This is a genomic window from Domibacillus iocasae (assembly GCF_001750285.1).
Classification (GTDB): Bacteria; Bacillota; Bacilli; order Bacillales; family Domibacillaceae; genus Domibacillus; species Domibacillus iocasae.
Map to the genome: position 1 here is coordinate 1 of NZ_MAMP01000023.1, position 16,640 is coordinate 16,640.

At 43.5% G+C, this 16,640-nt stretch carries 20 protein-coding genes and 1 rRNA gene; 20 read left to right on the plus strand and 1 reads right to left on the minus strand.

What is annotated here, in order from left to right:
- Nucleotides 1-14 precede the first annotated feature (14 nt).
- From rrf to rsmI, 10 genes are all read left to right on the plus strand, one after another.
- A 5S ribosomal RNA gene (gene rrf / locus BA724_RS13850) occupies nucleotides 15-130 on the plus strand.
- A gap of 70 nt (nucleotides 131-200) precedes the next feature.
- Nucleotides 201-1,604, plus strand: a complete 1,404-nt coding sequence (locus BA724_RS13855; protein WP_069939275.1) for an aminotransferase class I/II-fold pyridoxal phosphate-dependent enzyme — start codon at nucleotides 201-203, stop codon at nucleotides 1,602-1,604.
- A 1-nt stretch (nucleotide 1,605) separates the two neighbouring features.
- A complete protein-coding gene (gene tmk, locus BA724_RS13860) occupies nucleotides 1,606-2,232 on the plus strand; it encodes a dTMP kinase (RefSeq protein WP_069939276.1) in 627 nt (208 codons plus the stop codon).
- A gap of 45 nt (nucleotides 2,233-2,277) precedes the next feature.
- Complete coding sequence (locus tag BA724_RS13865) at nucleotides 2,278-2,607, plus strand: cyclic-di-AMP receptor (protein ID WP_069939277.1); 330 nt, start codon at nucleotides 2,278-2,280, stop codon at nucleotides 2,605-2,607.
- Nucleotides 2,608-2,621: 14 nt separating this feature from the next.
- Nucleotides 2,622-3,629 (plus strand): DNA polymerase III subunit delta', encoded by a 1,008-nt coding sequence (gene holB, locus BA724_RS13870; RefSeq protein WP_083256247.1) that lies wholly within the window; start codon nucleotides 2,622-2,624, stop codon nucleotides 3,627-3,629.
- The gene (locus BA724_RS13875) at nucleotides 3,622-4,449 is read left to right on the plus strand and encodes a PSP1 domain-containing protein (protein WP_069939278.1); all 828 of its coding nucleotides are present in this window, start codon (nucleotides 3,622-3,624) and stop codon (nucleotides 4,447-4,449) included. Before holB ends, BA724_RS13875 begins: the two co-directional genes overlap by 8 nt.
- A 49-nt stretch (nucleotides 4,450-4,498) precedes the next feature.
- A complete protein-coding gene (gene yabA / locus BA724_RS13880) occupies nucleotides 4,499-4,816 on the plus strand; it encodes a DNA replication initiation control protein YabA (protein WP_069939305.1) in 318 nt (105 codons plus the stop codon).
- 58 nt (nucleotides 4,817-4,874) lie between these two features.
- Entirely contained in the window at nucleotides 4,875-5,639 is a 765-nt protein-coding gene (locus BA724_RS13885) for a tRNA1(Val) (adenine(37)-N6)-methyltransferase (RefSeq protein ID WP_069939279.1), read from the plus strand.
- Nucleotides 5,608-5,889: a GIY-YIG nuclease family protein gene (locus BA724_RS13890; protein WP_069939280.1), complete on the plus strand. Its 282-nt coding sequence runs from the start codon at nucleotides 5,608-5,610 to the stop codon at nucleotides 5,887-5,889. The genes BA724_RS13885 and BA724_RS13890 overlap by 32 nt, the downstream gene beginning before the upstream one ends.
- Nucleotides 5,867-6,739, plus strand: coding sequence for a 16S rRNA (cytidine(1402)-2'-O)-methyltransferase (gene rsmI, locus BA724_RS13895; protein ID WP_425389032.1), 873 nt, complete (start codon nucleotides 5,867-5,869; stop codon nucleotides 6,737-6,739). Before BA724_RS13890 ends, rsmI begins: the two co-directional genes overlap by 23 nt.
- A 118-nt stretch (nucleotides 6,740-6,857) precedes the next feature.
- Here the strand turns inward: rsmI and BA724_RS13900 are convergent, their stop codons facing one another.
- Nucleotides 6,858-7,142, minus strand: coding sequence for a transition state genes transcriptional regulator AbrB (locus tag BA724_RS13900; protein WP_069939282.1), 285 nt, complete (start codon nucleotides 7,140-7,142; stop codon nucleotides 6,858-6,860).
- A gap of 359 nt (nucleotides 7,143-7,501) precedes the next feature.
- Between BA724_RS13900 and metG the strand changes: the two genes are divergently transcribed.
- The 10 genes from metG (at nucleotide 7,502) to glmU (ending at nucleotide 16,627) form a co-directional block, all read left to right on the plus strand.
- The gene (gene metG, locus BA724_RS13905) at nucleotides 7,502-9,517 is read left to right on the plus strand and encodes a methionine--tRNA ligase (RefSeq protein WP_083256248.1); all 2,016 of its coding nucleotides are present in this window, start codon (nucleotides 7,502-7,504) and stop codon (nucleotides 9,515-9,517) included.
- A 33-nt stretch (nucleotides 9,518-9,550) separates the two neighbouring features.
- Nucleotides 9,551-10,318, plus strand: a complete 768-nt coding sequence (locus BA724_RS13910; RefSeq protein WP_069939284.1) for a TatD family hydrolase — start codon at nucleotides 9,551-9,553, stop codon at nucleotides 10,316-10,318.
- Nucleotides 10,319-10,486: 168 nt separating this feature from the next.
- Entirely contained in the window at nucleotides 10,487-11,044 is a 558-nt protein-coding gene (gene rnmV, locus BA724_RS13915; RefSeq protein WP_069939285.1) for a ribonuclease M5, read from the plus strand.
- Nucleotides 11,038-11,922 carry a 16S rRNA (adenine(1518)-N(6)/adenine(1519)-N(6))-dimethyltransferase RsmA gene (gene rsmA / locus BA724_RS13920; RefSeq protein ID WP_069939286.1) on the plus strand — a complete coding sequence of 295 codons (885 nt, stop codon included), beginning with the start codon at nucleotides 11,038-11,040 and terminating at the stop codon, nucleotides 11,920-11,922. Before rnmV ends, rsmA begins: the two co-directional genes overlap by 7 nt.
- A gap of 183 nt (nucleotides 11,923-12,105) precedes the next feature.
- Nucleotides 12,106-12,363, plus strand: coding sequence for a biofilm formation stimulator Veg (veg, locus tag BA724_RS13925; protein WP_069939287.1), 258 nt, complete (start codon nucleotides 12,106-12,108; stop codon nucleotides 12,361-12,363).
- A 138-nt stretch (nucleotides 12,364-12,501) separates the two neighbouring features.
- Nucleotides 12,502-13,371 (plus strand): 4-(cytidine 5'-diphospho)-2-C-methyl-D-erythritol kinase, encoded by an 870-nt coding sequence (gene ispE, locus BA724_RS13930; protein ID WP_069939288.1) that lies wholly within the window; start codon nucleotides 12,502-12,504, stop codon nucleotides 13,369-13,371.
- Nucleotides 13,372-13,439: 68 nt separating this feature from the next.
- Nucleotides 13,440-14,285, plus strand: a complete 846-nt coding sequence (purR, locus tag BA724_RS13935; protein WP_069939289.1) for a pur operon repressor — start codon at nucleotides 13,440-13,442, stop codon at nucleotides 14,283-14,285.
- On the plus strand, nucleotides 14,282-14,659 hold the full coding sequence (locus tag BA724_RS13940; protein ID WP_069939290.1) for a RidA family protein: 378 nt from the start codon (nucleotides 14,282-14,284) through the stop codon (nucleotides 14,657-14,659). Before purR ends, BA724_RS13940 begins: the two co-directional genes overlap by 4 nt.
- Before the next feature lie 119 nt (nucleotides 14,660-14,778).
- The gene (spoVG, locus tag BA724_RS13945) at nucleotides 14,779-15,072 is read left to right on the plus strand and encodes a septation regulator SpoVG (RefSeq protein ID WP_069939291.1); all 294 of its coding nucleotides are present in this window, start codon (nucleotides 14,779-14,781) and stop codon (nucleotides 15,070-15,072) included.
- 178 nt (nucleotides 15,073-15,250) lie between these two features.
- Nucleotides 15,251-16,627, plus strand: a complete 1,377-nt coding sequence (gene glmU, locus BA724_RS13950) for a bifunctional UDP-N-acetylglucosamine diphosphorylase/glucosamine-1-phosphate N-acetyltransferase GlmU (RefSeq protein ID WP_069939292.1) — start codon at nucleotides 15,251-15,253, stop codon at nucleotides 16,625-16,627.
- The last annotated feature ends 13 nt before the right edge of the window (nucleotides 16,628-16,640 follow it).

Below are 16,640 nucleotides of genomic sequence, written 5' to 3' on the forward strand. Positions count from 1 at the left end.
TTCGAACTTCATAGTCAGGTGGCTACAGCGAAGAGGTCACACCCGTTCCCATCCCGAACACTGCAGTTAAGCTCTTCAGCGCCGATGGTAGTTGGGGGTGTCCCCCTGTGAGAGCAGGACGCCGCCTGGCAGCATAAAAAAAGAGATGACACAATGTCATCTCTTTTTTTACATTCTTTATTTTCAGGAGGTTTTACTGAATGGACCACATTTTTATGCCGATTATGGAAGCTTTAAAAAATCATAAACAAAAGGATCCAGTTTCTTTTCACGTTCCAGGCCATAAAAACGGTTTTCTCAATTCGTATATGGATCTTTCATTTGACTTTACAGAGCTGACCGGTTTAGATGATTTTCATGCTCCTGAAGGGTGTATTGCTGAAGCTGAAAATATGTTATCGGATGTTTATGAAACGGTTGAAAGCAAATTTCTTATTAATGGAAGCACAGTTGGAAACTTAATCATGATTCTTGGGACGCTTTCAAAAGGGGATGTAGTATTCGTTCAGCGTAATTGTCATAAATCTGTGTTGAATGCATTAAAAATGGCTGAAGTTTTCCCTGTTTTTCTTGCTCCGGATGTTGATAAACGGACGCAAACAGCGACGCTTTTTTCAGTCCAAACGCTGAAAAAAGCGTTTGCAGCCTATCCTGGTTGTAAAGCTGTCATTTTTACCTATCCCACATATTATGGAATGACCGGTTCTTTTCAAGAGCTGGCGATGATTGCTAGGTCTCATGGGTCATGGGTGCTTGTAGATGAAGCGCACGGTGCGCATTTCACGATGAATGAAAAAGAGTTACCGGTGAGTGCATTGCAAATGGGAGCGGATATTGTTGTACAGTCCGCTCATAAGATGCTGCCGGCGATGACGATGGGTGCGTATCTTCACATTCAATCTGAAAAAATTGATCGAGGAAAAATCCATTTTTATTTACAGGCTCTTCAGTCCAGCAGCCCATCTTATCCGATTATGGCCTCACTAGATTATGCACGCTCTTATTTAGCTTTATATGAAGAAAAAGATCATGCTTACTCGATAGATGTCAAAAAAAGAATTATTCAGCTTCTTGAAGCAAAAGGCTTCACTTGTATAATAGTAGATGATCCGTACAAACTGCTTGTACGAGTAGAGGGGCTGACGGGATATAACGTGCAGGAATTGTTTGAAGCTGCCGGTGTCTACATTGAACTCGCTGATCCGTGCCAGGTCCTTCTTATTTTTCCTCTTTTAAAAGCAGGAGAATCTTCTTTTGAAGAGCTGGCTGTAGAAAAACTGAAGAATTTGCAGATGAAAAAAGAAAAAGCAGCTGCCTTGCTTCCGGATATTTTGCAATCTAAGTATGTATCTGCTTTAGCATTGCCGTATAATGAGCATAGTCGTTACAAGAAAAAAGCTGTTTCATTGGAAAAAGCCATCGGCAGCGTATCAGCGGAAATGGTAATTCCTTATCCGCCGGGCATTCCTCTTGTTATGGAAGGAGAGAGCATTTCCATTAATCATATTGAGACGATTAAATGGTTAATGAAACAAGGCGCTCATTTCCATGGTGGAAGTCAATTAAACGAACAGAAGATTGTTGTGTTTCGGAAGGAGAACTAATGTGGCAGGACTATTTATTACGATAGAAGGACCAGAAGGAGCTGGCAAGACAACCGTGCTTGACCGAGTTGTAAACGAGCTTCGGAAACAAGGGCTCGATATTGTACAGACAAGAGAACCAGGCGGCATTGCAATCGCTGAACAAATTCGCTCGGTTATTTTAAATAAAGAAAATACAGCGATGGATGCACGGACAGAGGCGCTGCTGTATGCGGCAGCACGCCGGCAGCACCTAGCAGAAAAAGTGATGCCGGCGCTCGAGCGTGGGGCAATTGTGCTTTGCGATCGGTTTGTGGATAGCTCGCTTGCTTACCAAGGTTATGCACGGGGGCTGGGGATGGAGGAAGTTGGCTCGATTAATGCTTTTGCCATTGATGGAGTTATGCCCGAATTGACACTGCTTTTTGATGTGCGTCCCGAAGTTGGGCTTGCACGCATTCATCACCATGATGGTCGTGAAGTGAACCGTCTCGATCTAGAAGATCTTTCTTTTCACGAAAAAGTTCGGGAAGGCTACATAAAATTAGCGGACTTAAATAAAGATAGAATTGTGATCATTGATGCAGAACAAGAAGAAGGACACGTTTTTCTAGAAACACTTGCTGAAATTGAAAAAGTGCTCAGGTAAAAGATTTGGTATAATGAAAGAAATCCTGTGAGAGGGGAAGGTAGTATGAAATTAATTATGGCAGTTGTACAGGATCAGGATAGCAATAAATTGTCTCATGCGCTCATTGATCATCAGTTTCGTGCCACAAAGCTTGCTTCAACAGGCGGTTTTTTAAAAGCGGGCAATACGACATTTATGATCGGTGTAGAAGATGATCGCGTGCAGGATGCGCTTGAAATTATCAAAAAAAATTGCCAGTCGCGAGAACAGGTTGCCCCTCCCGTGTCGCCAATGGGTGGTAATGTCGATGCATATGTGCCCTATCCGGTTGAAGTGCCGGTCGGCGGCGCCACAATCTTTGTGCTTCCGGTTGAGCAGTTTCATCAATTTTAAAGGGTGTGAAGCACGTGTCTAACCCGTGGAAAGAAGCAGAAAGACGTCAGCCGATTGTTATGCGGATGATTGAAAACAGTTTACTGCGTGATCGTGTGGCGCATGCTTACTTGCTTGAAGGCGATCCAGGTACCGGAAAAAAAGAAACAGCAATGCTTTTTGCAAAAAGCCTGTTCTGCAAAAAGCCTGAAGATGGATTCATGCCCTGCGGATCGTGTATTAACTGTCGCCGCATTGAACATGGCAACCATCCAGACCTTCATGTTATCAAGCCGGATGGCTTATCGATCAAAAAAGAACAAATTTATTATTTGCAGCAGGAATTTATAAAAACGGCGGTTGAATCCAGCTGGAAAGTATATATTGTAAATCAGGCAGATAAAATGACGGCAAGTGCAGCGAACAGCCTGCTCAAATTTCTAGAGGAGCCATCTGCCAATACGGTTGCTTTTTTATTAACTGAACAAAGCAGCCGAGTTTTACCGACAATTTTGTCACGCTGCCAGCAACTTACGTTTAAGCCGATTGATTCAAATCAACTGAAGCAGCGCTTGATTGAAGAAAAAATCAGCATTCCAATGGCGTCGCTTGCATCAAAATTAACCAATCACCTGGAAGAAGCACTTGAACTATCACGTGATGAGTGGTTTGCACAGGCACGATCAATAGTGTTAAAATTATACGAAGGTCTAAAAGGCGGCGGGCTCTCAGCCATCGTTTCGCTGTCAGAAGATTTTCATTCGCATTTTAAAGAGAAACAGCAGGTCAGTCTTGCCCTTGATCTTTTCGTTTTTATCCATAGGGATTTGCTTTCCATTATGACCGGTGAAGATCACGGTCTTGCATTTCCTGACCGTCTCGCTTCTTTTGAACAGGACGCACTGTTTTTGTCGGCAGATGTGCTGGCAGAACGAATGGCATCCATTTTGGAAGCGAAACGAAGACTCAACAGCAATACGAACCAGCAGCTGCTGATGGAGCAGCTTTTGTTAAAGTTACAGGGGGGACACGCCTTTGTGTAATGTAGTAGGTGTACGCTTTAAGCAAGCGGGTAAAATATATTATTTCGATCCGGGCGATCTTAGCATTCAAAAGGAAGATCACGTCATTGTGGAAACAGTGCGAGGTGTTGAATACGGACATGTCGTTGTCGGACCGAAAGAAGTTGATGAAGACGATGTCGTTCTGCCATTGAAAAAAGTCATCCGGACAGCCGATCAGAAAGACCGCCTGGCTGTTCAGGAAAACAGTGAAGCGGCTATGAATGCATTTGATACATGCACGAGTAAAATTGCGGAGCATAAGCTTGATATGAAGCTTGTTGATGTCGAATATACATTTGACCGAAATAAAGTCATTTTTTATTTTACGGCAGATGGACGTGTTGATTTTCGCGAGCTGGTAAAAGATTTGGCATCGATTTTCCGGACACGAATTGAACTGCGGCAGATCGGCGTCCGCGATGAAGCGAAAATGCTGGGCGGTATTGGACCATGCGGACGAATGCTCTGTTGTTCAACATTTCTTGGTGATTTTGAGCCGGTATCGATTAAAATGGCAAAAGATCAAAACCTGTCATTAAATCCAGCCAAAATTTCTGGTTTGTGCGGCCGGTTAATGTGCTGCCTAAAGTATGAAAACGATGAGTATGAAGATGCACGCCGTGAGCTGCCGGATGTTGGTCAAAAGGTGAAGACGCCAAGCGGAAATGGGCGAGTGACGGGCTTAAACATTTTAGAGCGGCTCGTGCAGGTGCACCTTCCGGAATTGGAACGGACGCTTGAGTTCTCATCTGATGAGATTGGGAAAGAAGGAGCCGTTTCTGTGAAAGCAGGTGATTGATGCGGTGGAAAAGTTAGACAAGAAAGGCATTTTCGATTCAGTCAGCCATATGGAGCTGCAAATCGGCGAGCTGTATCAGCAGCTTGGCGAAGTGAAAATGCAGTTAGCTGAAATATTGGAAGAAAATAATTCATTACTCATTGAAAATGATCATTTACGCCGCCGTCTTGAAGAATTAAATGGCGGGCATGAACGAAAAGCATCAGGAGCGGCTAACGTACAGGCGCGTGGAGCAGATATCGGCGAAGGCTATGATAACCTCGCCCGCTTGTACCAAGAAGGGTTTCATATTTGCAGTGTACACTTCGGAAGCCCGCGTAAAGACGAAGACTGTCTGTTTTGCTTATCCTTTTTAAATAAAAAATAAAAAGATCGAAGCCTTCCTTTTAAAAGGAAGGTTCTTTTGTGCAAAAGGAGTAAAGAGTATGTTCGAATTAAAAGAAGATGAGCGGCTTGATTATTTGCTGGCAGAAGAGCTGCGAATCATCCAAAGTCCGTCTGTTTTTTCCTTTTCGCTGGATGCCGTTATGCTGGCCCGATTTGCTTCAGTGCCGAAAACACGTGGATCGATCGTCGACCTTTGTTCCGGAAATGGTGTCGTGCCGCTTTTAATGTCGGCGAGGACGAGCGTGCCAATGATTGGCGTAGAAATCCAAGAGCGGCTTTATGATATGGCGGTACGGAGCGTACTATATAATGGCTTACATATGCAAATTCAAATGGTGAATGATGACCTAAAAAAGGCGCCTGAACGGCTTGGTAAAGAAAAGCATACACTCGTCACATGTAATCCGCCTTATTTTTTGACCCCCTCAACGAATGAAATGAATGTGAATGAACATTTGGCCATTGCCCGCCACGAAATTATGTGTACGTTAGAAGATTGCATTTTGTCGTCTTCCCAGCTGTTAAAGCAAGGCGGTAAAGCAGCATTTGTCCACCGTCCCGGCCGGCTGGTTGATATTGTTGCGTTGATGAGAAAATACCGGATTGAGCCGAAGCGTATTCGTTTTGTTTATCCGAAAGCAGGCAATAAAGAAGCAAATACAGTTCTTGTGGAAGGCATTAAAGATGGAGCACCGGATTTGAAAATTTTGCCGCCGCTTTATGTTTATAATGAAAAAGGTGAATATACAGATGAAGTGAGGACCCTCTTATATGGAGATGAGCCACCATTTTTACGTCGTTAAGTGCAATGATGGCTCTTTTTACGCCGGGTACACAAATGATTTGGAAAAACGAATGAATGTCCATAATGCGGGGAAAGGGGCAAAGTATACACGTGCCCGCCTGCCGGTGACGCTCATTCACAGTGAATCATTCCAGACAAAACAAGAAGCAATGCGTGCGGAATACGCCTTTAAACAGCTTCCGCGCCGAAAAAAAGAAGCGTATTTATGGAAAAGGAGTGTGGATGGTGAACTCGCAGAAAAGCTTTGAAAAAAAGGCAGGCATGCTGTATCTTGTACCGGTGCCGATTGGCAATTTGGAAGATATGACGGTCCGTGCGATTCGAATTATGAAAGAGGCAGATGTCATTGCAGCGGAGGATACACGTAATACGAAAAAGCTGTGCAATTATTTTGATGTGGCAACACCTGTTGTCAGCTACCATGAACACAGCAGTGAAGCAGCCGGACGAAAGCTGATTGACCGCATGCAGGCGGGAGAAACCGTTGCGCTTGTCAGTGACGCCGGCACGCCATGTATTTCCGATCCAGGGCATGAACTTGTTTTGATGGCTATTGAGTCGGGTGTGAACGTTGTACCGCTTCCTGGCGCAAATGCGGCTGTGACCGCGTTGATTGCTTCTGGCATAGCCCCACAGCCATTTTATTTTTATGGTTTTTTAAGTCGTGGAAAAAAAGACAAGAAAAAAGAACTTGAAAAACTAACAAACGTGCAGCATACATTTATTTTGTACGAATCGCCTCATCGTTTAAAAGAGACGCTTTCCCTCATGGAGGAATATTTAGGAGCGGAACGGCGGATTGTCTTAAGCCGTGAATTGACGAAAAAGTTTGAGGAATTTTTGCGCGGAACCATTCAAGAAGCGGCAAAATGGGCAGCGGAATCGGATATTAAAGGAGAGTTTTGCCTGATCATTGAAGGAAGCGGTGAAGAGCCAGCTACTGAAACAGAGGTGCATTGGTGGGCAGACATGACCATTGAAGATCATGTTGCTCATTATGTAACAGAACAAAGCATGAATTCAAAAGAAGCGATTAAACAAGTAGCGAAAGAACGGAATCTGCCAAAACGTGATGTTTATACTGCATACCATATATAAATACAAAAAAAGGTGCCTGACAAGGCACCTTTTTGTATACATATATGTGATAAATATATATTTTGAACAGCGTCCAGTTATAGCACCCTAGCACCAAGCGTACTATGGCTTTTCTTAATTACTTACCTTTTGCGAAAGCTTCTTCGATTTCTTTGATTAGAATCTCAGCGCCTTCATGGCTAAGAATTAATTTACCGTCAGCAAGCTTGATGTTATCATCAGAAACTTCACCTGTTACTTGGCACGTCATGCTCGGCTTGTATTTTTTAAGAATGATTTTGTCGTCATCCACGTAAATTTCAAGCGCATCTTTTTCTGCAATTCCTAACGTACGGCGTAATTCAATTGGAATAACAACCCGTCCTAGTTCGTCTACTTTACGTACAATACCTGTTGATTTCATTTGAAAATCTCCTCTCAATATATGTGTTTATTTCAAATGGCTTTGTATAAATTCATTCGTCAACATTCGACAAAAAACTTACCCCATGACGTAATTGTACCAAGTCTTCCCATAAACGTCAACAAATAAAACCTAATTCTTCAATTAAATGTAAAGTCATAAAACCTTGATATATCAAGGTTTTATACAACAAAAAGCTCAAATATGAAAAAAATTTTTCCAACCATGTCGAACTTTGTCGAATAAAATCGTTTATTCGACAAAGAAATCGAGAGAAAAAAAGGTGTTGATATTTACATTTATTCGTATATGGGAGACAATAAAAGAAGTGACTAAAAAAGCTTACGGCATATAAGCAGATGCTTTTTAAGGAGGACTTTCCAGTGAATGAGCACAAAAAATCGTTTTACTTAACGACACCTATTTATTACCCAAGTGGCAACTTGCATATCGGACACGCTTATACAACAGTGGCGGGAGATGCAATGGCACGCTACAAGCGTTTGCGAGGGTTTGATGTCATGTATTTGACCGGAACAGATGAACACGGACAAAAAATCCAGGAAAAAGCGGACGAAAAAGGTGTAACGCCGCAGGAATATGTAGACGAGATTGTATCCGGGATTCAAAAGCTTTGGAAAACTATGCATATTTCAAATGATGATTTTATCCGCACGACGGAAACACGCCATAAACAAGTGGTTGAAAAAATCTTTCAGCAGCTGTTGGATCAGGGAGATATTTACCTTGGCGAATATGAAGGCTGGTATTCGGTGCCAGACGAAACGTTTTACACGGAAACACAGCTCGTCGACAAAGAATTAAATGAGCAAGGAGAAGTTGTCGGTGGGAAAAGCCCGGACAGCGGTCATCCGGTCGAAAAAGTACGGGAAGAATCATACTTTTTCCGGATGAGCAACTATGCAGATCGTCTGCTCAAGTATTATGAAGAAAACCCGACGTTTATTCAGCCGGAATCACGTAAAAATGAAATGATCAATAACTTCATCAAACCTGGTCTTGAAGACTTGGCAGTATCCCGGACAACATTTAACTGGGGTGTTAAAGTGCCAGGCAATCCGAAGCACGTCGTTTATGTATGGATCGATGCTTTGTCCAATTATATTACAGCCCTTGGCTACGGAACGGAGAACGAAGGAAAATTTAAGCAGTATTGGCCGGCAGATGTTCACCTTGTCGGCAAAGAAATCGTCCGTTTCCATACAATTTATTGGCCAATTATGCTGATGGCGCTTGATTTGCCTCTGCCGAAAAAAGTATTTGCACATGGCTGGCTGCTTATGAAAGATGGCAAAATGTCAAAATCAAAAGGAAACGTCGTTGACCCTGTTACCTTAATTGACCGCTACGGTTTGGATGCGCTTCGTTATTACTTGTTACGTGAAGTGCCATTTGGCTCCGACGGTGTTTTTACGCCGGAAGGATTCGTAGAGCGGATTAATTATGACTTGGCGAATGATCTCGGCAATCTGTTGAACCGGACCGTTGCGATGATCAACAAGTATTTTGATGGTGAAATTCCAGCCTATACAGGTTTGGAAGGTGAATTTGAGAAGATGCTTGTGGAAGTAAATGAAAAGACAGTCCGTGAATATGAGGAAGCGATGGAAAACATGGAGTTTTCTGTTGCGCTGACTTCTCTTTGGCAGCTTGTGAGCCGGACAAATAAATATATCGATGAAACACAGCCATGGGTACTTGCAAAGGAAGCGAAAAAAGCAGAGCTTGGCACTGTGATGTACCATTTAGCAGAATCGCTGCGCCGGGCAGCTGTCCTGTTAACGCCTTTTTTAACAGCAACGCCATCGAAAATATTCGAACAGCTCCAACTGATGGATGAAAGCCTGCAGAACTGGGAAAGCCTAAATACGTTTGGCGCCATTCCTTCTGGTGTAACTGTCGTGAAGAAAGGCGAGCCGATTTTCCCTCGACTTGATATAGAAGAAGAAGTTTCCTTCATTAAAGAAAAAATGCAAGGGCCGGCACCTATTATGGAAGAAAAATCTGCAGAAGAGTACACGCCGATTGCCGAAGAAATCAGCATTGACGATTTTATGAAAACCGACCTTCGTGCTGCAACGGTCACCGAAGCTTCTCCTGTAAAAAAAACGGATAAGTTGTTAAAATTACAGCTGGATCTCGGGTTTGAAAAACGCCAGGTCGTTTCAGGTATTGCCCAATATTATAAACCTGAAGAGCTTGTGGGCCGTAAAGTCGTTGTTGTGGCGAATTTGAAGCCCGTTAAACTGCGCGGGGAACTGTCGCAGGGAATGATTTTAGCTGGTTCAAAAGACGGTATCCTGACACTCGCGGAAGTGCCGGAAAACTTGCCAAACGGAGCGAAAATCAAATAATTGTTTCACGTGAAACATAAGACGGGTGATAACATGCTATTTGATACACATGTTCATTTAAATGCAGATCAGTTTGAGGAAGATGTAGAAGTTGTAATCAAACGCGCACAAGAAGCGGGCGTCAGCAGGATGGTTGTCGTCGGCTTTGATCGGCCGACAATCACTCGGGCGATGGAGCTTATCGAGAAGCATAAAGAACTGTATGCGGCAGTTGGCTGGCACCCAGTTGATGCTATTGATATGAAGGATAAAGATTTAGAATGGATTGAAGAGCTTGCTGCCCATCCAAAAGTTGTTGCACTTGGGGAAATGGGGCTCGATTATCATTGGGATAAATCACCGAAAGACGTACAAAAAGACGTATTCCGCCGCCAGATCCGTCTGGCGAAAAAAGTGAAGCTGCCGATCGTTATTCATAATCGGGAAGCAACACAGGATATTGTGGATATTTTAAAAGAAGAAAGTGCCGGCGAGGTGGGCGGTATTATGCATTGCTTTAGCGGCAGTGCTGAAACTGCGCTGGAATGCGTTAAAATGAATTTTTATATTTCGCTTGGCGGTCCAGTGACGTTTAAAAATGCAAAGAAGCCGAAGGAAGTGGCGGAAGCGGTGCCGCTCGATAAGTTATTGATTGAAACGGACTGCCCGTACCTTGCCCCGCATCCTTACCGTGGCAAGCGGAACGAACCTGCCTATGTAAAACTCGTGGCGGAAGAAATTGCGGCGCTTAAAGATCTTTCCTATGAAGAAGTGGCGGATGCAACGATGAAAAACGCAAATACATTGTTTCAACTTGATTAAGCAGGGGCTCATGCAGCCTCCGCTTTTTTAAATGTGCAGCTTGAGGACGCAGCAATTGTGAAGCGTTGCAGCACGGATGCTGCGTTCTTGGGCCTACAGGACGTAGGTCACAAAAGCGTTGCAGCACAGATGCTGCGTTCTTAGCTTTTGATCCATATTGGAGGAAAAATGAAAATAAAAGAAATTATTGTCGTTGAAGGAAAAGATGACACGGTAAAAGTGAAACTGGCAGTTGATGCTGATACGATTGAAACAAGAGGATCGGCGGTCAACGACAGCGTCATTGATCAAATTCGTCATGCTCAAGCCACAAGAGGGGTTATTATTTTAACAGACCCGGATTATCCTGGCCAGCGCATTAGGAGTCTCATCGCGGACAAGGTGCCTGGCTGCCGGCACGCTTTTCTGCCAAAAAGTGAAGCGATTGAAAAACATGGCCGTGGTGTCGGAATAGAGTATGCCTCTGTTGAATCAATCCGAAAAGCGCTTCGTGATGCACAGTACATGGATAAAGAAGCGGCCGAACAAATAACGAAAGAAGACCTAGTTGCAGCTGGACTTATTGGTGGCCCTGATTCAAAAACAAGGCGCGAAGCTGTTGGACAAAAGTTGAAAATTGGTTATGTGAATGGAAAGCAGCTGCATAAACGGCTGATCATGTTCCAGATTACACGAGAACAATTTGCTGAAGCCTTAATGGAAGTACTGGAGGAGGAACAATCATGAAAGATATCGCAACACCTTCCCGGACGAAAGACATTCTCGCCCGGCATCGATTTTCATTTAAGAAAAGTCTCGGACAAAATTTTTTAATTGACCCGAATATATTGCAGCGAATTACCGAAACAGCCGGATTGACGAAAGAAACCGGTGTCATTGAAATTGGTCCGGGGATCGGGGCATTGACTGAGCATTTGGCCCGTTCGGCGGGTAAGGTCGTGGCATTTGAAATTGATCAGCGCTTGCTGCCAATTTTGGATGAAACATTGGCGCCATATAACAATGTGAAGGTTATTAATGAAGATGTGCTAAAAGCGGATGTGAAAACGGTGGTTGAGCAGGAATTTGCCGAATTTGACCGGCTGATGGTCGTCGCAAATCTCCCTTATTATGTGACGACACCTATTATTATGAAGCTGCTCGAAGATAAAATACCGGTTAATGGGTTTGTTGTTATGCTGCAAAAAGAAGTAGGCGATCGTATTTCTGCCGAACCGTCATCAAAAGAATATGGTTCCCTTTCAATTGCTGTTCAATATTATACGGAAGCATCCATTGCGTTTATCGTGCCGAAAACCGTTTTTATGCCGCCGCCGAATGTGGATTCCGCTATTATTAAGCTGGATGTGCGCGACAAGCCTGCAGTTTCTGTTGAAGATGAAGACTTTTTCTTTACGGTTACAAGAACTTCTTTTGCCCAGCGCCGAAAAACGATCTTAAATAATCTCGTCAACGGACTGCCGGACGGAAAAGAAAAGAAAGAACACATTACTTCTGCACTTGAAGAAGCTGGAATCGAGCCTTCTAGACGGGGAGAAACGCTTTCGCTCGCTGAATTCGCTTCCCTGTCAAAAACACTGTTAAAAAAAGGAATCGGTAAATAATCAACTGCTCTTGAAAATAGAGCGATTTTTTTTATGAGCTTGGGAAATACTAGTGTTAGCGAAAAAAATCGGTATTTGCCGAACAAAAAATATTGACTTTGGAAGGCGACGCTGATAAAATATTTTATTTATTTGACTAAAACAGAAGCTTGTGCTACACTAAACATAGTGAGGTGGATGCAAATGCCGAAAACATTAGCTGACATAAAAAGATCGCTTGATTGTCATTTGGGTAAAAGATTGTTGTTGAAAGCGAATGGTGGACGACGTAAGACGATTGAGCGTTCCGGTATTTTAACGGAGACGTATCCTGCTGTTTTTGTCGTAGAACTTGATCAGGATGAGAATTCATTCGAGCGCGTTTCTTATAGTTACGCGGATGTACTCACTGAAACAGTTGAACTGACATTTGAAGATACAGCGGCAGGCAGTGCAGTATAAATAGCTTGCTTTTTATAAAGCGGCATACCGGAGAGCCGGCTCAAAAGATTCGATTTGAATCTTTTGAGCCGGCTCTTTTTCTTTTGTGATAAAATAAGACAATAATTTATTGCGAAAACGTGAAGTAGGTGGACTGAAATGAAATTAATGATTAAAGCGCCGGCGAAAATTAACCTAACGCTTGATGTGCTGAATAAACGGCCGGATGGCTATCATGAAGTAGAGATGATCATGACGACAGTTGATCTAGCTGATCGTCTTGAATTGGAAAGCTTGAATAAAAACGAAATCCGGATTATTTCACACAATCGGTTTGTGCCGGATGACAGCAGGAATCTTGCTTATCAGGCAGCAAAACTGTTGAAAGAACGATATGGCATTAAAAAAGGCGTGTCGATTCAAATTGATAAAATAATTCCAGTCGCAGCTGGGCTGGCAGGCGGAAGCAGTGATGCTGCAGCTGCGCTAAAAGGGCTGAATCAGCTGTGGAACCTTGGACTGTCACTCGATGAACTGGCAGAGCTCGGAGCAGAAATTGGCTCGGATGTATCGTTTTGCGTATATGGCGGTACAGCACTGGCGACAGGGCGGGGAGAAAAAATCGAACATTTGCCGGCACCGCCAAATTGCTGGGTTGTGCTTGCAAAGCCAACGATCGGCGTCTCTACTGGTGAAGTGTATAAAAACTTAAAGCTTGACCGCATGAAACGACCGGATACAAATGCAATGATTGAAGCGATTAAAGGAAACGATTATAACAAAATGTGTCAGAACATGGGGAATGTGCTGGAATCCGTCACTTTGCAAGCACATCCAGAAGTAGCGCTTATTAAAGAGCAAATGATTCGTTTCGGAGCGGATGCTGTGCTGATGAGCGGCAGCGGGCCGACTGTATTTGGCTTAATTCGTCACGATTCGCGTATGCACCGCGTTTATAATTGTCTGCGTGGCTTTTGTGATCAAGTGTATGCGGTCCGTATGCTTGGCGACACGGACTTGGTTGATTAAAACCGTATATTAAGATATATTATAATTAAAATATTCGGTTTTACTCCCCAGGAGGTTTAAATAGAACGATGAAGTTTCGTCGAAGTGAACGTATTATTGATATGACGCACTATTTATTGGAGCATCCCCATCAGCTTGTGTCATTGACCCTTTTTGCGGAAAGATTTGGTTCTGCCAAGTCTTCCATTAGTGAAGACCTCGCTATTATTAAAGAAACATTTGAGAAACGCGGCATTGGCACGCTTCAGACTGTTCCGGGTGCCGCGGGCGGTGTGAAATTCTATGCGCGTGTGGATAAAAAAACCGCGAAAAATTTTATTGCAGAGTTATGCCGGCAAATTGAAAATCCGGGACGCCTTTTGCCAGGCGGTTATTTATATATTATGGATTTGCTTGGAAACCCGTCTACAATAAATAAAATCGGCAAGCTGCTCGCATCAGCGTATGCAGATAAAAAAATCGACGCTGTTATGACGGTTGCCGCAAAAGGTATTCCTATTGCCCATGCGATTGCGGCTCACTTAAATGTGCCGGTTGTTGTCGTTCGGCGCGACAGCAAGGTGACAGAAGGCTCGACGGTCAGCATCAACTATGTGTCAGGCTCAACAAAGCGCATTCAGGCAATGGTATTGTCAAAACGCAGCTTAAAAGAGGGATCGAAAGTGCTCCTCGTTGATGATTTTATGAAAGGCGGCGGCACGATCAACGGCATGATCAGCCTGCTGGCTGAATTTAATGCTTCGGTCGCTGGAATTGCCGTTCTTGTCGAAGCGGAATACCCGGATTGTCTAATTGATGACTATATTTCACTCGTTAAATTACAAAATGTAAATGAAAAGGATGCCGCCATCTCTGTTGTGGAAGGCAATTATTTCATAAAAAACAATGAATTTTTACAGGGGGAATCAGAATGAATATTATCAATACAACAAACGCACCTGCAGCAATTGGACCGTACTCACAAGGGGTTGTTGTAAATAACTTATTTTACAGCTCTGGCCAAATTCCGCTTACAGCAGAAGGTGCCCTTGTCGAAGGCACAATTGAAGAGCAGACACATCAAGTATTCGCAAATTTAAAAGCTGTTCTTGAAGAAGCAGGAGCTTCTTTTGAAAACGTTGTGAAAGCAACTGTTTTTCTCTCGGATATGAATGAATTTGCCCCTTTTAATGATGTATACGGGGAATATTTCTCAACGCACAAGCCTGCCCGTTCGTGCGTTGAAGTGGCGCGTCTTCCGAAAGATGTGAAAGTGGAAATTGAAGTTATTGCGCTTGTAAAACCATAAACCGGCCTCGTGCCGGTTTTTTATATAAATTTTTTTGGCTAAAAAAGAAGGAATATTGCAACGATTATGGAATAATTAGTTTAAGCTGTTTTTAATAGGGGAAAAGGGGGTGAATATGCGTGGAAATAACAGACATAAGATTGCGCCGTGTTCAAACAGATGGCCGAATGAGAGCGATCGCATCGATTACATTTGACGGAGAATTTGTTATTCATGACATTCGCGTCATTGAGGGCAATAACGGCCTGTTTGTGGCAATGCCAAGCAAACGGACACCGGAAGGAGAATTCCGCGACATTGCGCACCCGATCAATTCCGGAACCCGCGGAAAAATTCAAGATACAGTCCTTGAAGAATACCATCGTGTATGCAAATTGGAGAATGAAGAGCTGGTTGCGCTTGAAGAAGCGTAATCATGTTTTTTATTTCAGCAGCGCATTAGACTCCGTTTTTTCCAGCAAGAGCCTAACGAATGTGAAGGGCTCTTTTTTTGCGTTGTCAAAAATGTGTCATTTTCCTGCTATGATTGAAATCAACTGGTATTTAAGATATATTCAATAGTGGATAATCAGGTGAGGAGGCCTTTCATTCATGACGAATATTTACGCTGTCATTTTGGCTGCGGGACAGGGAACGCGCATGAAGTCGAAATTGTACAAAGTGCTACACCCGGTCTGTGGAAAGCCAATGGTAGAACATGTTATTGATCAAATTTCAGGTTTACATACAGAACAAATCGTGACGATTGTGGGCCACGGCGCAGATAAAGTAAAAGCACAGCTTGGCAGCCGTTCTGCTTATGCATTGCAGGCAGAACAGCTTGGGACCGCTCATGCTGTGATTCAGGCGCAATCGATTTTGGAAGGGAAAGAAGGCTGCACGCTCATCGTATGCGGTGATACACCTCTCATTCAAACATCAACAATGGAAGCGCTCGTGAAGCATCATGAAGACACAAATGCAAAAGCGACCATCTTAACAGCTTATGCGGAAAGGCCAGATGGATATGGCCGCATTATTCGGGGAGCAGACAATTCTGTCAGCCGGATCGTCGAACACAAAGATGCATCGCCAGAAGAACGGGCTGTGAAAGAAATTAATACCGGCACATACTGCTTTGATAATAAAGCGCTATTTGACGCGCTTAAAAAGGTTTCAAATGATAACGTACAAGGTGAATATTACTTGCCGGACGTTATTGAAATTTTAAAAGCGGCTGGGGAAACAGTTTCTGCATATCAAACAGAAAGCTTTGATGAAACACTCGGCGTCAATGATCGTGTTGCTCTTAGTGAAGCAGAGCGTCTTATGCGGGCGCGGATTAATGAACAGCACATGCGCGCGGGTGTAACGATTATTGATCCGCAAAATACGTATATTGGGCCGGATGTTGTTATCGGTTCGGATACAGTGGTTCACCCCGGAACGGTTCTTTCTGGCAGTACAACAATCGGTGAAGACTGCATTATTGGACCGAACAGTGAAATTAACGAATGTGAAATTGGAAACCGGACGTTCATTCGCCAGTCGGCAGCCTTTGACAGCCAAATTGGCTCAGATGTGAACATTGGGCCGTTTGCGCACATCCGCCCGCAGTCCAACCTTGCAGACGAAGTGAAAATCGGTAACTTTGTGGAAGTGAAAAAAGCGTCATTTGGCAAAGGCAGCAAGGCGTCTCATTTAAGCTATATTGGTGACGCACAAGTCGGCAGTGATGTAAATATCGGCTGTGGCACCATTACGGTCAATTACGACGGGAAAAACAAGTTTTTAACAACGATTGAAGACGGCGCGTTTATTGGCTGTAATTCCAACCTTGTAGCACCTGTAACGGTGAAAAAAGGCGCGTATGTGGCAGCTGGATCAACAATTACTGATGAAGTACCGGAAGAATCAATGGCCATTGCACGGGCCCGTCAAGTGAATAAAGAAAATTACGTTCGGAAAATATTCCCAAAAAATGATTAAATCAGGACAGTGG

Bases quoted from the DNA above. Each gene is read 5' to 3' on its own strand.
- BA724_RS13865 (WP_069939277.1), top strand. From the start codon at position 2,278: ATGAAATTAATTATGGCAGTTGTACAGGATCAGGATAGCAATAAATTG.
- rnmV (WP_069939285.1), top strand. From the start codon at position 10,487: ATGAAAATAAAAGAAATTATTGTCGTTGAAGGAAAAGATGACACGGTA.
- BA724_RS13890 (WP_069939280.1), top strand. From the start codon at position 5,608: ATGGAGATGAGCCACCATTTTTACGTCGTTAAGTGCAATGATGGCTCT.
- purR (WP_069939289.1), top strand. From the start codon at position 13,440: ATGAAGTTTCGTCGAAGTGAACGTATTATTGATATGACGCACTATTTA.
- metG (WP_083256248.1), top strand. From the start codon at position 7,502: ATGCTTTTTAAGGAGGACTTTCCAGTGAATGAGCACAAAAAATCGTTT.
- ispE (WP_069939288.1), top strand. From the start codon at position 12,502: ATGAAATTAATGATTAAAGCGCCGGCGAAAATTAACCTAACGCTTGAT.
- BA724_RS13885 (WP_069939279.1), top strand. From the start codon at position 4,875: ATGTTCGAATTAAAAGAAGATGAGCGGCTTGATTATTTGCTGGCAGAA.
- yabA (WP_069939305.1), top strand. From the start codon at position 4,499: ATGGAGCTGCAAATCGGCGAGCTGTATCAGCAGCTTGGCGAAGTGAAA.
- BA724_RS13910 (WP_069939284.1), top strand. From the start codon at position 9,551: ATGCTATTTGATACACATGTTCATTTAAATGCAGATCAGTTTGAGGAA.
- BA724_RS13940 (WP_069939290.1), top strand. From the start codon at position 14,282: ATGAATATTATCAATACAACAAACGCACCTGCAGCAATTGGACCGTAC.
- veg (WP_069939287.1), top strand. From the start codon at position 12,106: ATGCCGAAAACATTAGCTGACATAAAAAGATCGCTTGATTGTCATTTG.
- BA724_RS13855 (WP_069939275.1), top strand. From the start codon at position 201: ATGGACCACATTTTTATGCCGATTATGGAAGCTTTAAAAAATCATAAA.
- glmU (WP_069939292.1), top strand. From the start codon at position 15,251: ATGACGAATATTTACGCTGTCATTTTGGCTGCGGGACAGGGAACGCGC.
- BA724_RS13900 (WP_069939282.1), bottom strand. From the start codon at position 7,142: ATGAAATCAACAGGTATTGTACGTAAAGTAGACGAACTAGGACGGGTT.